Source organism: Thiomicrorhabdus hydrogeniphila, from assembly GCF_054656895.1.
Genome location: NZ_BAAHXL010000001.1, coordinates 2,288,937 through 2,315,128, shown reverse-complemented (window position 1 = coordinate 2,315,128; position 26,192 = coordinate 2,288,937). Strand labels below are relative to the sequence as shown.

Below are 26,192 nucleotides of genomic sequence, written 5' to 3'. Positions count from 1 at the left end.
AAGTATAACCATTATTATTAAATGGGTATATAAAAAACAAACGAAAGCTTTTAAATTAAAGAGACTTTTACAGGAGTGAGGTGCGTGTGATAAATGCGATAAAAATTTTCTGGTTGCAGTCAATAATGCAGATAATGGCCAGCTATTGGCAAGTTATTTAACAATAATCGGGTGAATTTTAGCCATTTAAACGTGTCTTGAATCGTGCAAAGGACTTTTAAAAAGATAACAAGTAAATAAGTATATAAGTTTGATATAAATCTATCGTTTTTGAGTTAGCTGGTTAACAGACTTTGTTTCGGCCACTATTTTTAGCGGCATAAAGCGCTTTATCTGCACGATCAAACAGTTTATCAATGTTATCTTTTTTGTGATAAGTTGATACACCAATAGAAATGGTTAAAGAGAGCGGTTTGTGATAGTTTTTAACTTTTAAAAGGTTTTTTTCAACCTTTTCTCTTAGGTTTTCGGCCACTCTAAGTGCGTTGTCATGCTGAGTTTGAGGTAATAAAATAACAAACTCTTCACCGCCAATTCGAGCTATAAAATCTTTACCTTTTGTTTCAGCAAGTAGCTGTTTTGCTAGATAACGTAAAACACTATCGCCAATTAAATGTCCGTATTCATCATTAATTTTTTTAAAGAAGTCAATGTCAATTAATAATAAGGCAAAAGTAGAATCATCAGTCTCATCCGTGTCTGCGGTGTGAGCGAGCTGTTCAATAATTTCATTAAAACCACGTCGGTTAGCAATTCCTGTTAGTTCGTCAGTATTGGCTACTTTTTGTATTTGCTCAAGCTCATTTTTTAGTTGCGTTATTTCATGTGCAGAATCGGATACTTGTGACTTTAGACGGCTAGTATCATCAAAAATAGAATTAAGTTTTGGTAAAACGCGTTCTTTAAGGCGAGTTTGTATTTCTGAAGGAAGTTCTAGCTTTGTAAATTCTTGAATTTCATGTGCCACAATGGCTTGATTTGATTTACTGCTTTCAAGCCAGTTTTCAATTTCTTCTAAAAGATCAACTAATAATGCCTGTACTTTGTCAGTTGGTAAATGTTGATAAAGAATTTTTGAGATAAACTCAATAAATAAATGATCAGCAGACTCATGATAATTCTCACTCGAGATTTCATTCTCAATTTTTTTAGAAATATCGCTGTCAATTTGGCTTAAGGTTTCATAAACAAGGGTAAAGTGTATGGGGTTTGGGCTTAAATTTAATCCCTTGATTTTATTTAGCGTATCAGAGGCTATCTTGCTATTTAACGCATCGTCTTCTTGTAGACCGTAACGTGCAGTTATTTTTTGAATAGATTTATTTGACATGGGCGGTCTTAATAATAAGTAATTAAAGAAGAGAATATCGTTATTTTGATGTATTTGCTACCAAAATCAAGTATTTTTACCAGTTAAAGTCTGATTTATACTAGAAAGGTAAATATTTCTTTACCATGATTTTGTATAAAGTCTACTTTCTAAAAGGTCACTTGAACAAACTAGTTAGGTGTTTATTGGGGCTTTTTATGGGGCGTTGTTTTGGTTAAAAATCGTGCTTTACTGTAGGTTATTAATAACGTTTGTTTTAAAGTCATGCCGTTTATAGATTATAAAAACAGCATAAATAAGTAAGTTGCTCTATTTTTTTTGTAAAAAATACAGAAACAACTTACTCTTACGCCAACAATTCTTGCGTTTTTAACGCTTATTGTTAATCACGTTTTATTGTAGAGTGTAATGGGCAAGTTTGCACACCTAGTAAAGTGTATAAAGGGCACCACTTTAAAAGTCCTGTGACTAATGGAATAATACCAATATAACCCCAAAGACCAACCGTACCAGTGAAAGCTAAGGTAATTAACACTAGCCCTATAATAATACGAATAATTCTATCGAGTGTTCCTACATTCATAACGAAACTCCTTTGTTTGTAAAATTTATAGCTAAATAAAATTTAATTATAAGCTGCGGCAATATTCCCAGGCATTAGATCAAATGTCAATATTTGCTACGTACACTTATATATTTAGTCACGATTTGCCGTCTTAATATTACTCATTGTTTGTTGTTTTGACAATCTTATAAGTCTTTACTGCTAAGAGCTGAAAAAAGTAGTGCAATAGAAAGTAGTGCAATATAAATAAATAAGTAAGTTAAGTGAGTACGCTACTGGTTTATTGAAGAGGCTTAATCTAAAAGAGTAAAACGTTATATTTTAATAAAGGCTAAAAAATATAGTGTGTCATACAAATAGTATGTGTTTTGATATTACATATGTGCATTAGTTAGTGTTGAGACTAAAGAAAAAAAGACTCTAAAGAAGAGTTCTTTAGCTAAGTCTGATTGCTACAGTTAAATAATTTAAGTTAGGGGGAAATTTAATGGACGAGCAATTACAAAAATTACCAGGAGAGGCTTATTCCAAAAATATACGCGCTCGATTTTGGATAACAGGTAAAAAACCAGGTTATATTGGAATTGGAAGAATTGAGTTATTAGAAAAAATTCACCAATTGGGTTCAATGAGTAAAGCAGCCAAAAGTATGGGGATGTCATATAAAAAAGCCTGGAAACTCATTGAAGAGCTCAATGGTATGTATGAAGAGCCTCTAATCGTAAAAGTAAAAGGTGGCAAAGCGGGGGGCGGTAGTGAATTAACAGAAAAAGGAAAAGCTGTTATTGCAGAATTCAAAAGAATTGAACAAAGAATCACGGTTCTGTTAGAAGAACTTAGCGAATCTATTGATTAAATTTGGTGCAACTGTGCACTATTATAGTTTGTATGCTTTGTAATGATTTATGCATAAAATTGTAATAATTTATTTAAGTTGTTGTAATAAAAGATTTTTATAAAAGTTGGCACTTAATTGGTTAAAGGGTTGGTGAATTTAATTTGTAAACATTTCTTTTTGGAGAGAAAAATGAAAAAAACATTCACACTAAAATCACTAGCACTTTCTTTAGCTCTTGCAGGCGCTGCATCAGTTGCTATTGCTCCGGCTACTTCTCAAGCGGGCGTATCTGCTAATGCTGGTTTAGTTTCTACATATGTATTCCGTGGGGTTTTACAAACAACAACAGAAAAGGCTACAGCTTCTGCTGGCCTTGATTACGAACATGATTCAGGTTTTTATGTAGGTACTTGGGGTTCTTCATTGGACGACTCTTCAAATTTAGAGTATGACCTTTATGGTGGTTGGGCTGGAACAGTATCAGATTTTGACTTAGGCGTGGGTGCTACTGGTTATTACTATACTGGTAAGTTTTCAGCTGGTGATGCTGAAAAGTTTGAAGAGTTGAATTTCTCAGCGGGTTATGGTCCTGTTTCTATTGCTTACGATAACGGAACTACGGGTATTAAAAGTGGGTCAGATGAGTGGTATACACATAAAGCAATCTCTGGTGAGTATGCTGGTTTTACAGGAACTTATGGTCTTAACGAAGCAGAAGGTGCAGAAGATATAACTTATGTGCAGTTGGATTATGGTTTTGAAATTGCAAAAAGTTTTGATGGGACTGTGTCATACATTAAAGCCATGGAAGATGGTAGTGATGATGCAGATTACCTAATCCTAGGTGTTACTAAGTCATTTGATATTATGTAGTCTAATTAAGCTACAATAAAATTAGTTAAAGCCTTAAAGGCCAGTTGGTTAATAGTCAGCTGGCTTTTTTGCGTTCGTTAGATTTGAAACGGATAGTATTTGAAAGAAAAGTTTTCAAATCATGCGTAGAAAAAAGAAGATACCAGATCTGGTAAAATCAAATTAATAGCGAAATATTAATTATTTTATGTTTATTTCTATCAAAGTAATTGAATAACCTAGTTAAATCTTTTATAATTCCGCGTCTTGTTAATCCTTCCCCCTTATTGCCCGTTAAACAGTAAGTTGATTTGGTTTTAACAAATGCAAACTTGTTAAACCAAATCTTGGATTTGGATTATTTAGAAGTCAGAAAATGGCTTCATGAACTATTTAGGAACAAATTATGAAAACATTTGTTGCAAAACCAGCTGAAATTAAACGCGACTGGTATGTTGTAGATGCAGAAAATAAAACGCTTGGTCGTTTAGCTGCAGAAATTGCTTTACGTTTACGTGGTAAGCACAAGCCAGAATATACTCCACACGCAGACTGCGGTGACTATATTGTTGTTGTTAACGCAGAAAAAGTAGCGGTAACAGGTAATAAGCGTAGCAATAAAATGTACCATCACCATACTGGTTTTATTGGTCATTTAAAATCAACTAACTTTGAAAAGTTAATTGAAAAAGCACCAAGCCGTCCGCTTGAATTTGCGGTAAAAGGGATGTTGCCAAAAGGTCCATTAGGACGCGCAATGTTTAAAAAGCTAAAAGTATATGCAGGCACAGATCACCCGCATACTGCTCAACAGCCAAAAACTCTAGACGTGTAATAAAGGAATATTAAAATGGCAACAGAACAATACTACGGAACAGGTCGTCGTAAAAGCTCAGTAGCTCGCGTATTCTTAAAAGCGGGTTCAGGTAAGATGACAGTAAACGGTCGTGACATTAACGAGTACTTTGCTCGTGAAACAGACCTAATGGTAATTAATCAATCACTAGAAGCAACAGAAAACGTAGACAAATTTGATGCGTTTATTACTGTTGCAGGTGGCGGTACAACGGGTCAAGCCGGTGCAGTACGTCACGGTCTAGCACGTGCACTTGTTGCATACGAAGAAGGTAACCGCTCAGCACTACGTGCCCGTGGTCTACTAACTCGTGATGCTCGTCAAGTTGAACGTAAAAAAGTCGGTCTTCGCAAAGCGCGTCGTCGTCCACAGTTCTCAAAACGTTAATAGTTACCTATTACATTTTGGTTCAAAGAAAACCCGCCTGGTTCGCCAGAGCGGGTTTTTTTATGTCTGGATTAATAAAAGTTAACTACGAAGATGCGAAAATTTAAAAAAACAAAGTTAACCACGAAGACACGAAGTCACGAAGATTAAATAAGAGTTAATGAAAAATAAGAATAAAAGATTAACGTTGTCACGGCGAGGGTAGTGTGGCATTTATAAAACTATATATAAATCTAAAAACCAGATCCGTAAAGTGCATTAAATACTTAAGATCTTTTCCTTCGTGTCTTCGTGCCTTCGTGGTCCAAAAAAAACTAAGCATCATTCCCTGGTATAAACCCAAACGTCATTCCCTAGCTTGACTAGGGAATCTTATACGGCAAAAAGAGATTATCGGGTCAAGTCCGATAATGACAGTAGATTTGGATTTTGATTTAGGTTTAATGAGCAAATTATTTATAGAAAACGGTGTCTGGCTTTGTGGATAAGTTTAATACCAATAAAATTACCAGGCCAGGTAAAGTTAAAAAATGGTGTCTTTGTACCTTTGCGTCTCTACAGTCGAGTTCTTCTTTTGTGGTTCAAAAAAGACAAATACCATTTCCTGGCTAAAAAGTTTTGGTTTGAAATATTTTCGTTTAATCGGTTTCTTTGTTGTATGCAAAAATTCAGTTAAGAAAGTGGGTGGCAGTGCTACAATAGTGATACTTTCAATAAGGTATAAAAGGATTCGTTTATGCGTTCTGAAATGGTAACCACGCTAAAAAGGCAGGCCACTCGTATTTTGGCCGATTTAAATACAAGTCATGAACCTATTTTAATTACTGAACAAGGTAAGCCTTCTGCTTATCTCATTAATGTTAAAGATTTTGAAGCAATGCAAAATCGAATGAATATACTTGAGGCTATTGCTAAAGGTGAGCGAGACATAACCAATAATCGGTTCAATACCAATCAGAAAGTCAAAGAAAAACTGTCTAAATGGTTGAAATAAATTGGGCAGATTCTGCGGTTAATGCACTAGACGATATAGCAGAATATATTGCATTAGATAATATAAGTGCAGCCAGTAAATTGGTAACTAAAGTCATAAATACCGTGGATAGACTGCATGACTTTCCGGAAAGCGGTAGATTGGTACAAGAGATTCCACATTTATCTTATAGAGAAATTATTGTAAATCCATGTAGGGTGATATATCGTTTTGATAAAAAAATGCTAACAATAAATATAGTTGCTGTGATTCGTCAAGAGATGGATTTGCTTCGTTATATAAATCAAGAAGATAATTAAAAGCCCGTACCACTCTTTGGTTTAAATAAATTACCCTAAAGGGTTGCTTTACTGGCGTTCTACACGCCAAGGCGCTATTGGCAGGTTGCTACGTTCCTCGAAATGACAAAAATACCAGGCCTGGTAAAGTTAAAAAACTTCGTGTATTCGTGGTTCAAAAAAATAAAGTTAACCACGAAGACACGAAGTCACGAAGATTTAAAGAAATAAGAACAAAAAAACAACCGTCATTCCCTGGCTTGACCAGGGAATCTTATGCGGCAAAAAGAGATTATCGGGTCAAGCCCGATAATGACGGTAGGTTTTTATTTGGGTTTTGATTTAGGTTTAACGAGCAATTTATCTATTAAGAACGGTATTGGGTTTTAGAGATACATTCAATACCAATTAAAATTACCAGGCCTGGTAATATTAAAAACTTCGTGCCTTTGTGGTTCAAAAAAGTTAACCACGAAGACACGAAGTCACGAAGATTAAATAAGAGTTAATGAAAAATAAGAATAATAGATTAACACTGTCATTGCGAGGGGAGTGAGAAAGTCTATAAAGCTATATATAAAAATAAACAGCAAGGTCTACCAAGGTTATTTAAAGCCTTAAAAATCTTTTCCTTCGTGTCTTCGTGCCTTCGTGGTTCAAAAAACTAAGCATCATTTCCTGGTATAAATCCAACCGACATCCCATAGCTTAAAACCAAACGTCATTCCCTGGCTTGACCAGGGAATCTTATTCGGTAAGAAGAGATTTTCGGGTCAAGCCCGATAATGACTGTAGATTTTTATTTGGGTTTTGATTTAGGTTTAATGAGCAATTTATCTATTAAGAACGGTGTTTGGTTTTAGAGATAAGTTCAGTGCCAATAAAAATTACCAGGCCTGGTAATATTAAAAACTTCGTGTCTTCGTGGTTCAAAAAAGTTAACCACGAAGACACGAAGTCACGAAGATTAAATAAGAGTTAATGAAGAATAAGAATAAAAAGCTAACACTGTCATTGCGAAACTAAGAACTCAGCTGCAGAGGTGAGAACGAAGTGAAGTACCCTATAAAGGTATATACAGGTATAAAATTACCAGGCCTGGTAAAGTTAAAAAACTTCGTGTCTTCGTGTCTTCGTGGTTCAAAAAAACCAAGCATCATTTCCTGGTATAAACCCAAACGTCATTCCCTGGCTTGACCAGGGAATCTTATTCGGTAAAAGGAGATTATCGGGTCAAGTCCGATAATGACGGTAGGACGAGGCCTGTTGAATTTTAAAAAACTTCGTGACTTCGTGTCTTCGTGGTTAACCTTCCTTTTTAATCACTGTGCCTTCGTGGTTCAAAAAAACCAAGCATCATTTCCTAGCTTAAAACCAAACGTCATTCCCTGGCTTGACCAGGGAATCTTGTATGGCAAAAAGAGATTATCGGGTCCAGCCCGATAATGACGGTAGGTTTTAAATTAACAGGCCAGGTAAGGTAAAAAAACTTCGTGTCTTTGTGTCTTCGTGGTCAAGGGTTTTGATATAAGCCAGCTTTATAAATCTTAAAATAGATGTTGCAAAAAAACAACACAAAAAAACAATGTTGTTTTTTTTACAACTTGGGGTTGCACTGCTTAGGTTTATTCAATATAGTTCGTAACAAGCCCGCAAGCGTGGGCAGTTTTAACTAATTTAAGGATTTTCAAATGAAAAAGAATATTATCGCTCTAGCAATCGCTTCTGCAGTTGCCGCTCCTGTTGCAATGGCTGACGCTCCTGTTGTTTATGGTCAATTTAACATGGCTGTTGAGCAAATCGATTCTGATACTGCTGCAGGAACAGTAAAAAAAGAATCTGGTACTCAAGTAAACTCTCGTGCATCACGTTTAGGTGTTAAAGGTTCTGAAGATTTAGGTAACGGTCTTAAAGCAATCTATAAAATGGAATTTGAAGTTCAGCCAGATGAAGGTGATACCCTTAAAAATCGTAACCAATATGTTGGTTTAGCGGGTGGTTTTGGTACAGTATTAATGGGTCGTCATGACACTCCTACTAAAATGATTCAAGCTAAAGACTTATTTAACGATGCTGGTCTTGCTGATAACAAGCCAATGGCTGGTGGTCTAGGAATGAAAGGCAACGGTATGGAAAACCGTGTATCTAACGTACTAGCCTATGTTTCTCCTTCTTTCTCTGGCGTTAAGTTAATTGCTGCTTTAGTTCCTAAAGAAACTGGTGGTTCTACAACTGATGAATCTTCTTTATCTGATATGTACTCAGTTGCTTTAACATACGGTTCTGCTAAAAAAGGTCTTTATTTAGCAGCTGGTATGGATACCGCTTCTGAAGAATTCATTAGCTCAACTGGAACTGGAGGAGATGCAACTCAGTCACGTTTAGTAGCTCAATACGCTACTGGTGGTTTAGTTGCTAACGTAATGTATCAAGACTTTGGTGGTAAAGCGATTAAAGGTTCAGAAAAAGAAGGTACTAACATCCAAGCTAACCTAGCTTATAAAATGGGTAAATTTACGCCTAAGCTAAAAATCTCTTCAGTTGACCGTGAGAAAGGTGCTGTAACTTCTACTGCTGCTTCTGCTTCATTTAACAGTACTACTGGAGTAATTACTACTACAGGGGCTTCTACAGCTGTAACTGATGAAGATTCAATGAACTACGCAATTGGTCTTGACTACGCTTTAGGTAAGAAAACTACTGCTTATGTTGAGTATGCATCTCTAGAAAACGTTGGTGGTGTTAAGAAAGATGACACTACTGCAGTTTCTGTAGGTCTTTTACACAAGTTCTAATCAATCGCTGTCGTAAGGCAGTTTGATTAACTTTTGTATCAAAACCTCGTCTATTATTTATTAATAGGCGGGGTTTTTTTTTAGCTAAATTCGTTATTTGTGTAAAAGGTTTTTATTAAAGTCTTTTTTACAGCTAATGGGTTTTGTATATACTGTTTTTAAATTAACTCATGTACATAAAATTTGGATTGTTAGATGAAAAAAAGAGAATGCCAACCTTGTACCGCTTGTTGTGATGGTTGGGTGCAAATTAAGGTAAAAGGCTGTGAGGCTTACCCAGGTAAACCTTGCCCGCATAGTACGGGTTCTGGTTGTGATGATTATGTAAACCGACCTGTAAACCCTTGCCAAGTGTTTGAGTGTGCATGGGTGAAAGAGGGTTCTAAATTGCCTGGTAACTTTAGGCCAGATAAAAGTGGCGCTTTGGTGATTGATGCCGCGTTTATTTGGCAGGGTTTACCTGTTGATGTAGCCGTGCCAGTTGGACGAGAAATTCCGCAAAAAACCTTAAAATGGTTAATGAACTACGCAGAAACAAACATGCGACCATTGGTCTATCAACAGCAAGACCCTGAATCTAAAGTAATAGAAAAATCGCCGTTAACCTTGGTGTATGGTCCACCAGAGTTTCAGGATTGGGTGTTGCAACAACAAAAAATGGGTGTGGCGCTTTGGTAAATTTACCAGGCCTGGTAAAAGCGAATATTTGTACTTGCTAACTAAATTAGTTTATTATAATTTAATGGCTAGTTTAAAGTACGTATTAGAATAAGGTAATGTGTTGATTTTAAAAAATGAATAGTAAAAATACAAAACAATCTGGTTTTATTGTACTGATGGGCATGTTGGCTTTGGTTGTAGGTGCAGGTATTTGGTTTGGCACTTTAGGTAACTTGCGTTCTAATACCATGAAAATTGCTAATAATGATAAGCACATTAATGAGTTACATCTTATTAAAGATAGAATGTTGGCTTATGCAGTTATGCATCCCGAAATTTATTCTGATGCGGCGAGTATTCCTGGACCAGGGTATTTTCCGTGTCCTGACGTTAATAATGATGGGTATCCTGACATAGGTTGTGACCAAAATTTAGCAGGTACTAATAAGCTTTTTGTTTTAGGTAAAGTACCTTTTCAAATGGCTGTTCTTGATGCTGCTACAGGTACCCTTTCTGATAATCATAATTTTACATTTATTGATTCTAAATTAAATAATGGTAATTATTGGTATGCGGTTGATGCCAGGTTTGTAAACTCAAGTGCTCGTTATGCAACGGGTAGTTGGGCCAGATTTTCAAATTTAAATAATGCTATGTCTAGTGAAGTATCTGATTCTGGCGGAACGTCTGTTTTTCCATTTACGGTAGATGGCAAGGATGACATTGTTATGGTGTTGTTTTATTCAGGTGAACCCTTAACAGGGCAAAATAGACCAAGTGCTTCTCCTGCAGATTATTTAGAGCAATCTACGGTAGTTGATGGTAGTACGATTGATTTTAAATCAGTTGGTGCAAATAGTAGTGTTTTTAATGATTATGTTATTACGATTACTCGTTCAGAATGGGAGGCGGCAGTTTTATCTAGAGTGGCAGAGGATACCAATCCACAAGATAGCGTACCCGATATGTGTACGATCTCCGATACTGATGTAAGTTGGTTTAATGAATGTAAATATATTAGTTCTGGTTCATCACCTCCATTTAGTTGTACGTATGATTCGTCTACAGGTGCTGTTGATAATTTACAAGGCCAGGGTTGGCGAGCATTAATTTGCCCTTAAAGTAAGATTTATAACGAGATTATATAATGGGTTTTAACCTTAAAAAACAAAATGGTTTTACTCTACTTGAGTTGTCTATTGCCTTGATGATTATGGCGGCATTGAGCTATACCCTTACGCTTGGTGTTGGTGCTACTCGAGACTATGATAAATTCACTGAAAACTATGAATATTTACAAAAGGTAAGAAGTGCTTTATTAACGTATGTACAGACCAATGGTTTTTTACCTTGCCCAGATGCTTCTACTACTGTACCAGATGGTGTAGAAGATAGAGTGGGTAATAAATGTGGATTAGATGCGGGATATCTTCCTTATAAAATGTTGGGTGTTGATGCAGTAGATGCTTGGGGTCAACCCTTGTTTTATGGCATTAATACTAATACAAATACAGCAGATGTAGATGATGTTTCTAAATCGGCCGCGTATTTTAATATTGCTGGTTCGCCTGCCTTTACTAAAGATACATTACCGATTGGGTTAACATCTGGTGTTGGTAATTTAAAAATTTGTGGCGAATCGGCAACGAGTTGTTCTGCTACGACACCAACGGCAAACCTTATAGAAGGGCAAGCCATAGCAGTTGTGGTGAGTTACGGTAAAAACGGTGCTGAAACTTGGGGTAGTGCAGTCTTAGATGCCAAAGAAGGAGAAAACCGTGGTAACAATAATTATTTTTGGCAATCTCGTGGTAGTGATGTAGCAGGGGATGCTTTTGATGATCAGTTGGTTTGGTTAACAGGTTTTGATGTGAAATATGCCTTATTAATATCCGAGCGCGGTTTACAGTAAAAGGAGTCTATTATGGCTAATTTGCAAAAGAATAATAAAAGTAGAGTGACAGGATTTTCTCTTGTAGAAATGGCAATTGTACTTGGTATTGTGGGGTTAATTGGCGCTGGGACAGGGTTAATGTATTCTGAACAAAAAAACCAAGCCGAATGGCAAGAAAGCCAAGCAAAATTAAAAGTAGTGAAATCTGCCATTTTAAAATTTGCTGAAGTTAATAAATATATGCCTTGTCCAGATAACGCAGCGAGCCCAACGGGTAGTGGTGCACGTACTGGTACAACTGGCACTGTTCCAGCTATAGCGTATGAACCAGCTGTTTCTGCTATTTCTGCCACGTCACATTCACCTGCTATTCCCGCTATTAAAGAAGTGGTTGCACAATCCGCTATCTCAGGTGTTTCAGTTAACGTTTGCAGTGTAGATAAAGGTACGGTGCCTTATCAATCATTGGGGTTAAGTAAAGCGGATGTTGAAGACAGTTTTGGAAATCCATTTATCTATGCGGTTGACCAAGGCGTAACAAATGCTTCAGACATGCTTAATTGTCCAAGCAATACGGCTTGTTTCTTTAATAATATGCCTCAGTCAGCCTTAATTCCTGCAGGCAGAACCTATTTAGCATTACCTGCTTATGATACTACCACGCAACCTTTAAAAGGCGTGTTGGGTGCAAATAATTTAGAAATTTGTAACGATAGCGCTTGCTCTAGTGTTCAGTCAGATGGTTTAGTTGCTGTTTTGTTAGCTAAAAATGATGATGGTTCTTCTGCACCATCAATCAGTGCGGGTGAAACCCAAAATAATGCGGGTGGCCAAATTTACGTCAATCAAACGTATTCTAAAAACCCGTTTTATGACGATGTTGTGTTGGGTATATCTGCCTATGAAATCCAAAATTCAAATCCTAGTCGTGTTGTTGAAAACTCTGTGGCTGCAACAACACCTTCTGCTCCTGTAACCCAAACGGGTAATGATGTGGGAAACTTAGGAGACATGACGACAGGTGCTGTTGGGACGAATTTAGGGACCGATGATGGTATTCTTGATCAAGCATCCCAAACCTTTGATTTTGGGGCTGACAAAGCAGGTGAAAAAGTGGTTTTAACTTTTGATACCCATGCCGTAGGTGCGTGGAATAAAGCCGCAACAACAAACTCTAATGTTTTTGATGATAGGGGCTCAATTTCTGCTAATGGAGATGTGCTCCGTGAATTTGATTATGATCATTTAGTAGATCCTCGAGATGGCTTAGAACAAGTCACGTTTGAATCGGCTGTTAATGGACGGTATTCAGATACATATAATTCTGATGGATCATGGGATAGCCGTGAGTTTTCGAAAGGTGAGAGTATTGTTACATGGCAGCCATACTGGAATGAATCACATGAGTACATAGTTACTTTGGATGAGAATGGACAAGCTAAAGTTGACTTTGAGGTTGAAACTACAGCGACTGTTGAAACTATTGACTTCTCAAATATTGAATTGGTTTATTACGATACCCCTCCCGATATGCCGAGCTTCCCAGAAGTCAACCCAATTAGCGGTGTTAGTCAATCTGAAGGGCTTAATTAATGAAAATTAATCTGAAACAAACGGGTTTTTCATTGATTGAAATGGCGATTGTTATGGCCATTTTAGGTCTTGTTTTTGCCGGATATATGGTTGGCTTTGGTTCTTTTCATCATTCTGCAAAACTCAAAGAAAGTCAGTCGCACGAAGCGAATATAAAAAAACAAATTTTAACATTTGGAACCGTTAATAGCTTTTTGCCTTGTCCTGATACGGATGGTGATGGAGTAGAAAATCGCATTGCTAAAACAGGGTCATTAGGTACTTTTGATGCATGTGTTGCTACAGTGGGCACTATTCCTTATTTGGATGTGGGGTTAAAAGTAGCCGATGTAGAAGACGGATGGGGTAACCCAATTAGGTATGCGGTTAATAGGCAAACAACCGATGCCGAATTTATTTGTAATAAGGCTAGTTCAGCAAGTATGTTTTGTAATGCTGGCGCTTCAACAAATACCTATTGGTTTGATTTAACTAATACACCACCAACGGCAGCGGATCGCGGAACAGGTAATTATTACGTTTGTAATAAAAGTGTGGCAATTTGCTCCTCAGGCGCAACAGATGCACAGCTAGAAACTGATACCGCCGTGGTTGTATTGGTGGCTTACAATGAAGATGGGGCAAAAACAATTGCTTCAATGACGGGTTGTGCTGGTATTCCATCGCAGAATGTAGATAACTGTAATATTGATGATTTATACCATCAACGTGCTATAACGGTTGATGATGCCAACTTTTTTGATGATGTTATTACAAGTATTAGTGGATTAGAAGTTAAGGCGAATCTTATCTCAAAAAGTATTTCTTGGAACAGTTTTGAGCCTGCTACGGCAGGGCCTAGTCCAATAGTACCAACGTATACTAATTTTGATATTTCAAATACAGAGTATCAAGCAGATAAAGATGAAATTGAAACCAGTGGTGATGACGCTATTTTAGTGAATCGTAATGTTAGTGAAGCATTAAATCTAGGTGATGGTGATGATTATATTGCCATAGGTAATAATCTAGAAGCGGGTGCAAACTTAAGAACGGGTGATGGTGATGATAGTGTATATATCGTTAATGATATGTCATCTCAAGTTTATCTAGGCGATGGTAATGATAGTTTTGTTTTAGGGACAAACTTAACCAAGAAATTAGATGCGGGTTCTGGTGATGATAAGGTTTGGATTCAGGGTAATATAAATAATAAATACTCAACATTAGGCTCTGGTGATGATGTTTTATGGGTTGGTAATACGGATGTTGCGACATCAGGTGAAATAAATAAAAAAATAGATGGAGGTTCGGGTACGGATATTTTAGTGCTTGAAAATTATGCAACACCAGAAGAATATACGTCAGCAGGAAACAAGACATCATCAATTAGTAACTTTGAGTATGTTGTTTTTGCTGCTGATGGTGCAGGTAATAGGCAGTCATGTGAATTTTCTAGTTGTAGCTGGTAGTATTTTAAGTTGAATAGCAAGCAAATCTTATTAGTAGATGACGACCCAGCATTGCGTGGCATGCTGGGTTTTTCTTTGGAAAATGCGGGTTATCAAGTGGTTGAGGCGGAATCTCGTCATGAAGCGCTTAAAGTGCTTGCCTGTAGTTGTTTTTCAGTGGTTATTTTAGATATGGGTATGCCACCCGCAGAACATACTCCTGATGAAGGACTAGCAGTCTTAAATTGGCTTGGTAATAATCATCCACAAACTAAAGTGATTGTTTTAACTGGGCAAAATGCAGATGCCACCTCTTATTTAGCGTTAAAACATGGTGCTTTTGACTTTTTAGAAAAGCCCGTATTAACAGAGAATTTATTTGGGTCACTAAAAAGAGCGTTATTGTTTTATGGGCAAGAACAAAGGTTAAAAGACCAAGAAGGGGTGACAAAAGTTCAGGTCGATGCTTGTTTGGGTGAGGGGGTTAAACCAATTCGCAATACGGCGGAAGAAAAATTACTTAAAAGTGTACTTGCAGACACCGAATTTAATGTGCATGAAGCAGCTAGACGCTTAGGTCTTAAACGTGAAAACGTTTATTACTTAATTAAAAAATACAATATTCAAAGAGATGCTTGCTAAAAGCGTATTAAAACTTGCATTAAGTTTATACAAAATAATAAGGGCTTTGCAAAGCAAGATATGCAATTAAAAAGGTTAGTCGTTACGATTTTTTGGTTGTCTAAATTTGTGCAATAGCGCGCATTAGTATGTGTTAAGACGTGTATTTTTATTAAAATTTATAAACCTTATTTCATTTCTATTTCACGGCCCTTTGTTGGGGCTATGTATCAACGTCAAGTCACACAAAGTGCTTATTTCACAATTTTAATAACTTTGAACTTAATAGGACAGAAGTCAAATCGCAATGAATACTCTTTTTGAATGGTTAAGCTCATTAAAAGAACACGTACAAAATATATTACATGATGGTTTTGTTGTTACGAGTTTACAGTATGTCTTAGAAACTATAAATAAGCTTGTATCCTACACCACCGAGGTTGCAGGGTGGTTGTGGTTAATTTTTATATTAATTGGCGTTTCGCTTTTATTTTCGGCCTTTTATTTTCGTAGACAATCTAAACGACTTAATCATGCACTAACTTCTCTTTACCATATGAATGACGTTTTTAAGCAAGACGCATTAGAGTTTTTTGACCAAGCTTGGCCAGTATTAAAACAGGTTGGTTGTGAAAATTTACAAGCCAAAATAGATTGGTTTGGAGAGGTTAAAGAGGTACAAAAAGGCAATATCAAATCAAAAGCAAAAACTAAAAGTTATTTAGTACAACGCGAGGACATGCGTTTTAAAATTATTATCGCTTACTCAAGAGATGCTTTAGGTAAGCAAAGTATGGGAAGTCTTGTTGTACAAACTTTTTTGCATATTCTTGAGCAAAATTTAGTTTTAAAACAGTCTGAAATCCTAACCTCTCAAAAACGATTAGAGCGGTACCAGCTTTTTGTACAGCATGAAATAAAAAATATTGCTCAGTTTATTCAAATGCTGGCTGAACAAGTTGCCATTATTGAAATGCCAGAAGCTAAGATTAAATTAGTTGATCGTTTATCCACGTCTTTGCCTTCAATGGCACAAAGAGCTCGTAAAACCATTGATCATATGCAACAACCTTTAGATGAGTTTTATCATGGTGATCAATTGGAAATTGAAAGCTTACTACAAAATATTACCCAAATTTATGGGCTAAAGGCCAATATACAAGGTGAGGCAATTGTTACTTTACCCAAAGAAGCTTTAGTAGAGGTTTTTAAAAATGTATTGGGAAACTATCGCGACCACTCATCTGGAATGGGCATTATTCAAATTCTTATCTTTCATGATTTTTTGGGTGGGCAAGTGAGAATCAATATTTTGAGCAAAAAAAGACCAGGCCAAGAATTAAAGCCAGAGAGGATGTTTGAACCTTTTTGGACAACCAGTGAAAGTGGCATGGGGTTAGGTCTATTTTTAGCAAGAGAGCTACTAAAACAAGTAGATGGCAGTATTGAATTTTATCAACATGAAGCCAAGTTGCTTTTTGGTTTTCAAATTATGTTGCCTGATCATGTGAAAAAGTCTGCTGAATAAGGGTTTAATGACTAATATAATGTGATTTGTTAACTGATTACGTATATCTTCTTAAATATTATTTTGTTTAAAAAATTACAAGGTATAAATCATAAAACGAAATTTAAAGAGGGAGTAAAAAAAATTTACTCTTTTATTTATTATCAAGTTCTGTATTATACGTATTACACAGAGCGTGTTAATGTTTCATACATAAATAGGAAGGTACTTATGCAAGTTAAAAACTTACAAAAACAACAAGGTTTCACATTAGTTGAAATCGCAATCGTATTAGTTATCATCGGTTTATTACTAGGTGGTGTACTTAAAGGTCAAGAGTTAATTCAGAATGCTAAGGTTAAAAGTTTGTCTCAGCAATTTGATAATGTAGCTGCGGCTTATTATGCTTATCAAGATAGAAAAACTACATTCCCAGATACTGCAGATGATGATGCATTTTGGTATGAATTAAAAAATGAAGGTTTCATTAGTGGTACTTTAGGTACATCAGCTGATAGCTCAGGACCAACGAATTCATTTGATGGTTTGTTTTATGTTGTAGTAGGTGGTGGTAATAGTTTAATAACAGATCAAGCTTACGTATGTGCCTCAAATGTCCCAAATGATGTAGCACAAAGTATCGATACTAAAACCGATGATGGTGCAAATGATACTGGTAGTGTTAGAAGTGTACCTGTTGCTGATGGTGCTGCTGCAAGCTACACGACTGAAGGTAATATAGGACTTTGTAAACAACTATAGTTGGTTGATTTATTTGTTTTATATAGCCCGCTTGTAATGCGGGCTTTTTTGTTTATGGGTTGTATGAATGTCTAAAGATAAAAAAAAAGGGATGTGGTTTTTAGTTCTGGTCTTTTTTGTTAGCCTCGTATCGATGTCTAATATTGGGCAACAAGTGGGAATTCAAGCGCCGTACAATATTGCAGTATATGGTGGTGGTATATTTTTTGTGTTATTCACTACTTTTTATTCATTAAAAACGTTATCTTTTCATTATTCTCACCTATTTCCGTTTGCAGTACTAACCGTTATTTTTTTGATTGTAACTGGATTATTAAATAGTTCTTTAAAAGATGTTGAATACACTTTTTACGCATTACTTGTTGGTTTTTTATTTTTAGTCTCGTTAGTTCAATACCAATGGAATAAAATACATTGGTTTTGGTTTTTTTATGCAATTGTGATATTAGCTTTGGTCCAAGCATCTATTGCTCTAATTCAACGTTTTGATACTTTTGGAATATTTTATTGGTGGACAGGCTATTTTCCATTTAAATTTCATAATGGTTATTTAGGATCATTGCAACAACGAAATATGTTGGCTAGTTTTATGGCTTTTGCTGTAGTAACTAGTTTATGGTTGGTGTTACAAAGACGTTTTTTCTACCAGGATTTGATTTTTAAGTTTCCTGTTTTTATCTTAGTTTTTTTAGGGGTGTATATTATCGTTGGCTCTGGATCTAGAGCAGGTTTGTTAGGGTTGATTTTAGGCTTTGTCTTTTTGCTGCTTGCATTATGGCAAAACATAAAGGTGTCTTTAAGGTACGTTGTGTTAATTATACTTCTTGCTGTTTTAGGGGGGGGGATTGCACTGTTGTGGCCAGCTGATATTTCAAGTGCGAGTAGTAAATTAGAAAGTGTTGTTTATGGTTCTGATGTTAGATTGTTTTTGTATGAAACAGGTTGGCAACTATTTTTAGAGAATTTATGGTTTGGAGTGGGGATTGGTCATTATCCGGTCGCATTTCAGGATTATGTAACTACACATGGGCTTTTTCTTGATAAGAGAATTATTGATTTTAATTTCAAAACTTTTAAACACCCACACAATGAATTATTATTTTGGCTAATTCAAACGGGTATAGTTGGTTGCTTACCCATTTTAATAGGGATAGGTCTGCTGTTAAGAAACTGGTGGCAACAAGGACAAAAACAATTTTGGGTCTATATAGGTTTGTGTTTTCCGTTGGTATTGCAAATAATGGTATCTTATCCGTTAATTTTGTCAGCTACTCACTATTTTCTTATGTTGGTTTTATTAGTTTTTAGTTTAAAACTACCAGTGAAAGCTGTAGGTATGCATAGTTTTAAATCCGTTGTTAAACCAATTCAGTTTATGTTATTGGTTATAGGATTTTGTGTTTTATATGGTGTTTATCTAGGTTTAATGAGTGCGTTTGAAGCCTATTATTTTAAAAATAGATTATTTTTTTATAAAGAGCATCCAAAGCAAGAAAAAATAGGTTATTTTCAGTACGCATCCAATTGGAGTATTTATCATGAATTGGTTTTTAAGAATATGGAAAATTTATTTTTAAATGCTAAAAAAGATAATAATCTTTATGACTTGAATCAGTATTTACTTTGGTATGACAATCAAGATAATAAAGCTGATCTGCCAAAAAGCATAAATGAGTATGCTAAAGAAGCTAAAAGTTTTGTAAAAACTCAAGAGGTTATTACTTATTAATTTATGTTAAAATACGCGACCCGAATTGATTCTATTAAAATCTGTATATTTAATCAAAGGTTCTTAAGTTAGAATCAAAATTGAATAGAATCAACAATTAGTGCCTTTACTCTTATTATTTTTACGGAATTTATATGTCTCAAACCACTCCATTTACAGGCGGTCTTTACGTTATTACTTACGGTTGTCAGATGAATGAGTATGACTCTGACAAAATGGCGAGTTTGCTTGAAAAAACTCATGGTTTAAAGCTGGTAACCGAGCCAGAAGAGGCCGATGTGGTTTTGATGAATACCTGTTCTGTGCGTGAAAAAGCGCAAGAAAAAGTGTTTTCTGAGTTAGGTCGTTGGACAAAGTGGAAGGCTAAAAAGCCTAATCGTGTGATTGGAGTGGGTGGGTGTGTGGCCTCTCAAGAAGGTAAAGTGATTCGTCAGCGCGCACCCAGTGTTGATGTGATTTTTGGCCCACAAACGTTACACCGTTTACCAGCAATGATTGATGAAGCGCTAAGAGTTCGTGGTGATGATTCGGTTAAAAAGAAAAAAGCCGTTATTGACATTACTTTTCCAGAAATTGAAAAGTTTGATAATTTGCCAGAACCTGAAGTAAATGGTGTATCGGCCATGGTTTCAATTATGGAAGGCTGTTCTAAATATTGTACTTTTTGTGTTGTGCCTTATACACGTGGTGAAGAAGTTAGCCGACCGTATGAAGACGTGTTGCATGAGATTCGTGTATTGGCTGAGCAAGGTGTAAGAGAAGTGAATTTACTTGGGCAAAATGTGAATGCCTACCGTGGCTTAATGCCAGATGGTGAAATTGCTGATTTAGCTGTGTTAATGCATGCAATAAGAACGATTGATGGTATTGATCGTATTCGTTTTACCACATCGCACCCAAATGAAATGACTCAAAGTATTATTGACTGTTTTGGTGAAATTCCTGAGCTAGTTTCGCACTTGCATCTGCCAATTCAATCGGGTTCAGATAAAGTATTGGCCATGATGAAGCGTAACCACATGGTACTTGAATATAAATCAACCATTCGTAAGGTACGTGCTTTACGTCCTAATTTATGTTTATCGGGTGATTTTATTATTGGTTTTCCAGGTGAAACTTGTGACGACTTTAATGAAACGATGGCTTTGGTTGAAGAGCTTAATTATGACCGCTCATTTAGTTTTATTTACAGCGAACGCCCAGGTACACCTGCCGCAGGTTTTCCTGATGATGAGCCAATGGAAAAGAAAAAACGTCGCTTATTTGTTTTACAGCAGCAATTAAACAAGCAAACTCAAGCCATAAGCGATGGCATGATTGGTACTGTTCAAAGCGTTTTGGTTGAACGTTTATCACGTAACTCTTTTAGCGAAGTAGCAGGGCGTACAGAAAATAACCGTGTGGTTAACTTTGAAGGTTCGCCAGAGCTGATAGGTCAGTTTGTGGATGTTAAAATTACAGAAGCCTTAACCAATTCATTGCGTGGCGAAATCGTAGCCACACCAGAAGCTGATAGACACAATGCACCGCAATATTATGCTTTGTAAATACTAATATTCGTTGACTCTATTCGCATTTTGATAAGATTTAATAATTAAACCAACATTATGTTGGTTTTTTTATTATGATTCCACTTTAAGTTACTCATTTCGGGGCGTAACCTTGCCAGCATTACATACTATCCAGTTCTCTCTTTTTCCTGAAGATAATGAGCGTTTGCAAAATTTATTAGGTTGGCACAATGAGCATTTTGATCAGATTGAATTGCGTTTAGGTGTTGAGGTGAACTCTCGTGGCTTTCATATTTCAGTAACAGGTTTAGCCGACCGTATTGTTAAAACTGAACAAGTTATTCGTGATTTATATGAAGCAACCTTGCAAGAAACGCTTACGCCAGAAACGATTCATTTAAGATTACATCAATTAGGGTTAGATACAGACCGAACATTAGATGCTGAGCAAGTTCTTATTAAAACGCGCCGCAAAACCATTAAAACTCGCAACCCTAATCAAACCAGTTACATTCAAGCAATTCAGAAATACGATGTAAACTTTGGTATTGGCCCAGCGGGTACAGGTAAAACCTATTTAGCCGTAGCGTGTGCGGTTGAAGCGTTAGAAAATGAAAAAGTCCGTAGAATTATTTTAACCCGTCCAGCGGTAGAAGCGGGTGAAAAGCTAGGGTTTTTACCTGGTGATTTAAGCCAAAAAGTTGATCCATATTTAAGGCCTTTATTTGATGCTCTATTTGAAATGATGGGCTTTGAAACCGTGGAACGTTTAATGGAAAAAAACGTCATTGAAGTCGCACCACTCGCCTTTATGCGTGGCCGAACATTAAATGAAGCCTTTATTATTTTAGACGAAGCTCAAAATACAACAACTGAACAAATGAAAATGTTTTTAACCCGTATTGGTTTTGGTTCAACCGCAGTAATCACCGGTGATATTACCCAATGCGATTTACCTAAACATCAAAAGTCAGGTTTAAGACATGTTATTGAAGTGCTTGATGGAGTAGATGGTATTGGTTTTAGTTTTTATCAAGCCCAAGATGTGGTTAGGCATTCAATGGTACAAAAAATTGTTACCGCTTATGATAAATACGACCGTAAACAACAAAAACTTAAAGAGTAAATAGCTTATTTCCTTTAACCACGAAGTCACGAAGACATGAAGATTTAAAGTGTTGGAGTAAGTCGTTATTTTAAACAATAAACAAGACAACTTGACAGCAAGTCGTTGAGGTGTTGATTTAAAGGTATTAAATTTTTTAAGGGTTTTAACTTCGTGTCTTCGCGTCTTCGTGGTTAAAATGCAATAGCGTAATTCATTTTGCGATAATTTAAGGGGCAATAACATGTTAGATCTCGAATTGCAGTGGGGAATAGAAGAACAGCCTATTCCGACCCTTGAGCAGTGCCAAAAATGGGTGCATGCCAGTTTACAAGAGCCACGTTCATTTGAACCGGTCGAAATGACAATACGTATTGTGAATGAAGAAGAGAGTCAAACGCTCAATTTTGATTATCGCAATAAAAACAAGCCAACTAATGTTTTATCGTTTGAATTTGAACAACCACCAGGCCTGGTAGATTTAGGTGAAGAGCTGCCGTATTTGGGCGATTTAGTTATTTGTGCTGATGTGGTAAAACAAGAAGCGGAATCACAACATAAGTCGTTAGAAATGCATTGGGCGCATATGGTCGTTCATGGCACCTTGCATTTACAAGGCTACGACCATATAGATGATGTTGAAGCGGAAGAAATGGAAGCGCTTGAAATAGAAATTATGCAAAACTTAGGTTATGCAAACCCTTATCATGAACATTAAGTCATCAGCATTAAAGTGATGAATACTAAGTATCAAAATAAACAGGATGAAAAATAGAAATGAGTGACAGTAGTAGCGGCTCTTCGTGGTTAGAGCGTCTTGGAAAAATGTTTTCAGATGAACCGGAGAGTCGAGAAGAGTTAATCACTGTGTTAAAAGATGCACAAGCACAAGGAGTGCTTGATGCAGATGCATTGTTGATGATAGAAGGTGTTTTAGATGTCTCGGAAGCGCGAGTACGAGATATTATGGTTCCTCGTCCACAAATTGAAATTATTGATGCAAATGATAGTTTAGAATCCATTTTAGAAACGATGCTAGAGAGCTCACACTCACGTTATCCTGTTATGTCTGACAAAGAGATTGTTGGAATTTTACTTGCAAAAGATGTCTTACGCGCCGTTGTTAAAGGCGAATTAACCGATAAAAAAGACTTAGAAAAAATTTATCGTGAAGCCAATTTTGTTCCAGAAAGCAAACGTCTAAATGTACTGCTTAGAGAATTTAAATCAAGCCGAAATCACCTAGCATTAGTTGTAGATGAATATGCAGAATTAGCAGGCCTGGTCACTATTGAAGATGTGTTAGAGCAAATTGTAGGTGATATTGAAGATGAACATGATATTGCTGAAGATGAATGTATTCAAAAGAGGGCTGCAGGCGCTTTTTCAGTTCAGGCATTAACCACTATAGAAGAGTTTAATCAATTTTTTGGTACCAAGATTGAAACCGAAAATACGGAAACAATGGGGGGGTTTTTAAGTTCTGAATTGGGGCATGTTCCTGTTGTTGGCGAAGAAATTGAAACGCATGGTATCCATTTTAGAGTGCTTAAAGCAACGGATAGACGTGCAGAACTGTTTGAAGCCAAACCTGCTGAATTAATTGAAACTGAAACTGAGAACGAATTAAATAATCATTCAGAGAGCACAAACCCTTAGCCAAAGGTTCTTTGATTATAAATTAAATCAAAAGGGATGGTCTTTTTGAAATCTATTTTTGTCTTTTTAAAAAAGGTGTTTTCACCCAAAAAAATACATCTTATTGCCTTCGCTTTAGGGTTGTTAAGTGTATTTGCTTTTGCCCCATTTAATATCCCACCCCTTATGCTCGCTTCTATAGCGGGTTTATTTATGTTGTGGTTAGAAGCCGATTCTCGTTTTGAAGCCGCTAAAATTGGTCTATGGTTTGGTTTAGGTCAGTTTGGTTTAGGGGTGAGTTGGCTGTTTTCGAGCATGTACTTTTATTCTGGCGTATTACTCCCTGTTGCAGTTGTGCTTACTTTCTGTTTTGTGCTTTTTCTGTCACTTTCGGTCGCTTTAGGTGGTTGGATTGCTCAGTATTTTAAAAACCCAAAAACACCTGGTAGAGTTTTGGTTTTGTTATTCCCCGCCGTTTGGGTTTTGCTTGAACTTGTTCGTTCTACTATTTTTGGTGGTTTTCCGTTTTTAATTAGTGGTACCAGTCATGTTGATACCTGGTTAGATGGCTACGCTCCTATATTTGGAGTATGGGGCGTTAGCTGGATGATTGCTATGTCTGCGGGTTTGTTACTGTGGCTATTTAAAGAAAAAAGCTGGGTTAGGGCGAGTGTTATCTTATGTTTAATTTGGTCATTAGGTGGTTTATTACAAAATGTGACTTGGGTTAAACCTGTTGATAAACCGCTTGAAGTCGCTTTGATTCAAGGTAATATTGAACAACAAAAGAAATGGCTGGCAGATGAGTTTTATCCCACGTTAAAAACGTATATAAGTTTAACCAAAAAGAATATGGATGCCGATGTGGTTGTATGGCCAGAAACGGCAATTCCAGCTTATTTTGATGTAGTAGAAAAAGGGGCGTTGCAAGGTTTTATAAGAGATGCAAAATTGCTTAATACGGATATTTTAGCAGGCGTAATTGCGGGTGGAGAAGATACCGAAAATTACTATAATGCACTTATTAATATGCATAATCCCGAGCAGCGTTACTATAAAAAACACCTAGTTCCCTTTAGCGAGTTTTTTCCGTTTAGCAGTGCTTTTGCTTTTGTTAGCGGGTTATTTAATATTCCTTTCGCTGAATTTACTCGTGGGGATGATGCGCAAAAGTTATTTAAACTTGGTGGTCAAGAAGCCGGTTTAAGTATCTGTTATGAGATGGCGTTTGGTGAAGAATTAGCAAAATCATTGCCGCAAGCTAAATACTTAATTACGGTGAGTAATGATGCCTGGTTTGCTCATACTTTTGAACCCGCACAACAGTTGCAAGAAGTTCAAATGCGCGCTATAGAACTTGGGCGCGAAATAGCCAGAAGTACCAATACAGGCTACACCGCTATTGTGGATATTAAAGGTAATATCAAATCACAAATTGAACCTTATAAAGAAGGTGTTTTACGCGGTGAAGTGCAACCTTATGATGGGTTAACATTTTATGCTCAGTGGAAAACATTGCCTATTCTATTTTTACTCTTTACTTATTTTGGATTTTTATTAGCAAAACGCTATCTTTTACAAAAGCGTTTGAAGTAATATTCAAATATAGGTAAGTGTGTAAACTTTTTAAATTCTAAAAATGGCTTTATGTTCTTTTTAGATTGTTGTTAATTTTAGGTAGGTTGGTCTTTGCTTTAATGCTAAGAGCTTTTTACCATTATTTGGAAATTTCATGAAAACAAAGCAAAATTGGTTTGCTAAAGTAAATCTGTTTATAGAGAGTGATGCAGAAACGGTTTTAGCAAGAATGGTTTCTGTACTTAGGTTATTTTTTATTATTTTTATGGTGATCTATCTTGCCACTTGTCTTTTTAGTATATCGAACAAGTTGATAGATTTTATTGCAGTGCAAGGTTTCTTAGACTTTAAGTCAATGAAGGTGTTATTGGCAGATGCGTTATTTACTTTGATCGTCTTAGCCATTGTCAAAGCTTTGTTTATTAAAACCAGTTTTGATTATGCGCTTACCTTTTTAGAAATCGCATTTGTGGTTATTATTAGAAAGCTGATTTTATTAGAAACCATTCCAGAAGAGAATATGACGTTATTAATTTTGGGTGGTATTTCAACCGCATTTTTTGTTTTAATTATTTATATTCATAACTTAAAACGTAATTGGTTAGAAAAAATAGCCGATCTTAATCTTAAGTCTGAATAGCTTGCAATGAGTTGTTGTTAATCCATTTATTTATAAACGTTTACTTTGTAAACGCCTTTAATATAAGGCCTTTACAAGGTAGGTATTTAGAATAGATGGATTTAAAGATTTATTTTGGTTTGTTAAAGACAGGGTGGTTTTCATCCATAGCGGCTGCTAAGCGATAACGCAATAGGGTAATGTTTGTTGGGTCTGCAAGTGATAAGGCTTTATCCGTTAAGTATTGTTCTAAAACAGGTAAATCCATATCAATAAATTCTTCTACACCTTGTTCTACTTCAGATAAATATTCAGCGGTCTGCTCAAGGTCAGCCTTTAAATCATCTTGTACTTTTTTAAATTCTTCTGCACTCAATTCTGATAAAGCGTGATCGGCTTGCTCTGCTTTATCAATTCCTTCACTTAGTTTATCCCAGGTTTTGTTCTCTGCTTTAATAGCAAACTCTTTGGAATGATTTAAAAGAGCTCTATACGCTTTAAGCATTTTGTTGTCGTTCATTATTTTCTCCTGTTTTGATAAAGTTTATCCGATAGAACAACTTTAATAATTATTTTTTTGGAATTATAGCCTCTTTTAAAAAAAGGCAAGGTATAAGCTACAAAATACCATTTATTTTGGTTTGTAGTGT

At 36.1% G+C, this 26,192-nt stretch carries 25 protein-coding genes; 22 read left to right on the top strand and 3 right to left on the bottom strand.

What is annotated here, in order from left to right; genetic code table 11:
* Positions 1 to 283: 283 nt before the first annotated feature.
* Complete coding sequence (locus ACYQ0E_RS10445) at positions 284 to 1,330, bottom strand: GGDEF domain-containing protein (RefSeq protein WP_460188167.1); 1,047 nt, start codon at positions 1,328 to 1,330, stop codon at positions 284 to 286.
* A 382-nt stretch (positions 1,331 to 1,712) separates the two neighbouring features.
* Entirely contained in the window at positions 1,713 to 1,913 is a 201-nt protein-coding gene (locus tag ACYQ0E_RS10440; RefSeq protein ID WP_460188166.1) for a YgaP family membrane protein, read from the bottom strand.
* A gap of 469 nt (positions 1,914 to 2,382) precedes the next feature.
* Between ACYQ0E_RS10440 and ACYQ0E_RS10435 the strand changes: the two genes are divergently transcribed.
* From ACYQ0E_RS10435 to ACYQ0E_RS10330, 22 genes are all read left to right on the top strand, one after another.
* Entirely contained in the window at positions 2,383 to 2,751 is a 369-nt protein-coding gene (locus ACYQ0E_RS10435; RefSeq protein WP_460188165.1) for a winged helix-turn-helix domain-containing protein, read from the top strand.
* Positions 2,752 to 2,922: 171 nt separating this feature from the next.
* A complete protein-coding gene (locus ACYQ0E_RS10430) occupies positions 2,923 to 3,606 on the top strand; it encodes a TorF family putative porin (RefSeq protein ID WP_460188164.1) in 684 nt (227 codons plus the stop codon).
* Positions 3,607 to 3,991: 385 nt separating this feature from the next.
* Positions 3,992 to 4,420 (top strand): 50S ribosomal protein L13, encoded by a 429-nt coding sequence (rplM, locus tag ACYQ0E_RS10425; RefSeq protein ID WP_460188163.1) that lies wholly within the window; start codon positions 3,992 to 3,994, stop codon positions 4,418 to 4,420.
* A 15-nt stretch (positions 4,421 to 4,435) separates the two neighbouring features.
* Positions 4,436 to 4,828 (top strand): 30S ribosomal protein S9, encoded by a 393-nt coding sequence (gene rpsI, locus ACYQ0E_RS10420; RefSeq protein ID WP_460188162.1) that lies wholly within the window; start codon positions 4,436 to 4,438, stop codon positions 4,826 to 4,828.
* 736 nt (positions 4,829 to 5,564) lie between these two features.
* Positions 5,565 to 5,822, top strand: coding sequence for a type II toxin-antitoxin system Phd/YefM family antitoxin (locus ACYQ0E_RS10415; RefSeq protein ID WP_460188161.1), 258 nt, complete (start codon positions 5,565 to 5,567; stop codon positions 5,820 to 5,822).
* A complete protein-coding gene (locus tag ACYQ0E_RS10410; protein WP_460188160.1) occupies positions 5,810 to 6,121 on the top strand; it encodes a type II toxin-antitoxin system RelE/ParE family toxin in 312 nt (103 codons plus the stop codon). Before ACYQ0E_RS10415 ends, ACYQ0E_RS10410 begins: the two co-directional genes overlap by 13 nt.
* Before the next feature lie 1,670 nt (positions 6,122 to 7,791).
* The gene (locus ACYQ0E_RS10405; protein ID WP_460188159.1) at positions 7,792 to 8,895 is read left to right on the top strand and encodes a porin; all 1,104 of its coding nucleotides are present in this window, start codon (positions 7,792 to 7,794) and stop codon (positions 8,893 to 8,895) included.
* Between the two features lie 195 nt (positions 8,896 to 9,090).
* Entirely contained in the window at positions 9,091 to 9,573 is a 483-nt protein-coding gene (locus tag ACYQ0E_RS10400; RefSeq protein WP_460188158.1) for a hypothetical protein, read from the top strand.
* Between the two features lie 116 nt (positions 9,574 to 9,689).
* Positions 9,690 to 10,676, top strand: a complete 987-nt coding sequence (locus tag ACYQ0E_RS10395) for a hypothetical protein (RefSeq protein ID WP_460188157.1) — start codon at positions 9,690 to 9,692, stop codon at positions 10,674 to 10,676.
* Between the two features lie 26 nt (positions 10,677 to 10,702).
* Positions 10,703 to 11,467 (top strand): type II secretion system protein, encoded by a 765-nt coding sequence (locus tag ACYQ0E_RS10390; RefSeq protein ID WP_460188156.1) that lies wholly within the window; start codon positions 10,703 to 10,705, stop codon positions 11,465 to 11,467.
* A gap of 12 nt (positions 11,468 to 11,479) precedes the next feature.
* Positions 11,480 to 13,042 (top strand): type II secretion system protein, encoded by a 1,563-nt coding sequence (locus tag ACYQ0E_RS10385; protein ID WP_460188155.1) that lies wholly within the window; start codon positions 11,480 to 11,482, stop codon positions 13,040 to 13,042.
* Positions 13,042 to 14,493: a type II secretion system protein gene (locus ACYQ0E_RS10380; RefSeq protein ID WP_460188154.1), complete on the top strand. Its 1,452-nt coding sequence runs from the start codon at positions 13,042 to 13,044 to the stop codon at positions 14,491 to 14,493. Before ACYQ0E_RS10385 ends, ACYQ0E_RS10380 begins: the two co-directional genes overlap by 1 nt.
* Positions 14,494 to 14,502: 9 nt before the next feature.
* A complete protein-coding gene (locus ACYQ0E_RS10375) occupies positions 14,503 to 15,114 on the top strand; it encodes a response regulator (RefSeq protein ID WP_460188153.1) in 612 nt (203 codons plus the stop codon).
* Positions 15,115 to 15,400: 286 nt separating this feature from the next.
* On the top strand, positions 15,401 to 16,621 hold the full coding sequence (locus ACYQ0E_RS10370) for an ATP-binding protein (RefSeq protein ID WP_460188152.1): 1,221 nt from the start codon (positions 15,401 to 15,403) through the stop codon (positions 16,619 to 16,621).
* Positions 16,622 to 16,831: 210 nt separating this feature from the next.
* Entirely contained in the window at positions 16,832 to 17,362 is a 531-nt protein-coding gene (locus ACYQ0E_RS10365) for a prepilin-type N-terminal cleavage/methylation domain-containing protein (RefSeq protein ID WP_460188151.1), read from the top strand.
* A 67-nt stretch (positions 17,363 to 17,429) separates the two neighbouring features.
* Entirely contained in the window at positions 17,430 to 19,091 is a 1,662-nt protein-coding gene (locus ACYQ0E_RS10360) for an O-antigen ligase family protein (protein ID WP_460188150.1), read from the top strand.
* 134 nt (positions 19,092 to 19,225) lie between these two features.
* Positions 19,226 to 20,638, top strand: a complete 1,413-nt coding sequence (gene miaB, locus ACYQ0E_RS10355; RefSeq protein WP_460188149.1) for a tRNA (N6-isopentenyl adenosine(37)-C2)-methylthiotransferase MiaB — start codon at positions 19,226 to 19,228, stop codon at positions 20,636 to 20,638.
* A 115-nt stretch (positions 20,639 to 20,753) separates the two neighbouring features.
* Positions 20,754 to 21,728 carry a PhoH family protein gene (locus ACYQ0E_RS10350; RefSeq protein ID WP_460188148.1) on the top strand — a complete coding sequence of 325 codons (975 nt, stop codon included), beginning with the start codon at positions 20,754 to 20,756 and terminating at the stop codon, positions 21,726 to 21,728.
* Between the two features lie 223 nt (positions 21,729 to 21,951).
* The gene (gene ybeY, locus ACYQ0E_RS10345) at positions 21,952 to 22,425 is read left to right on the top strand and encodes an rRNA maturation RNase YbeY (protein WP_460188147.1); all 474 of its coding nucleotides are present in this window, start codon (positions 21,952 to 21,954) and stop codon (positions 22,423 to 22,425) included.
* A gap of 59 nt (positions 22,426 to 22,484) precedes the next feature.
* Complete coding sequence (locus ACYQ0E_RS10340; protein WP_460188146.1) at positions 22,485 to 23,366, top strand: CorC family transporter; 882 nt, start codon at positions 22,485 to 22,487, stop codon at positions 23,364 to 23,366.
* Positions 23,367 to 23,411: 45 nt separating this feature from the next.
* The gene (lnt, locus tag ACYQ0E_RS10335; RefSeq protein WP_460188145.1) at positions 23,412 to 24,941 is read left to right on the top strand and encodes an apolipoprotein N-acyltransferase; all 1,530 of its coding nucleotides are present in this window, start codon (positions 23,412 to 23,414) and stop codon (positions 24,939 to 24,941) included.
* A gap of 136 nt (positions 24,942 to 25,077) precedes the next feature.
* Positions 25,078 to 25,563 (top strand): hypothetical protein, encoded by a 486-nt coding sequence (locus tag ACYQ0E_RS10330; RefSeq protein ID WP_460188144.1) that lies wholly within the window; start codon positions 25,078 to 25,080, stop codon positions 25,561 to 25,563.
* Positions 25,564 to 25,672: 109 nt separating this feature from the next.
* Here ACYQ0E_RS10330 and ACYQ0E_RS10325 read toward each other — a convergent pair whose 3' ends face one another.
* Positions 25,673 to 26,062, bottom strand: coding sequence for a zinc ribbon-containing protein (locus ACYQ0E_RS10325; protein ID WP_460188143.1), 390 nt, complete (start codon positions 26,060 to 26,062; stop codon positions 25,673 to 25,675).
* Between the last annotated feature and the right edge of the window lie 130 nt (positions 26,063 to 26,192).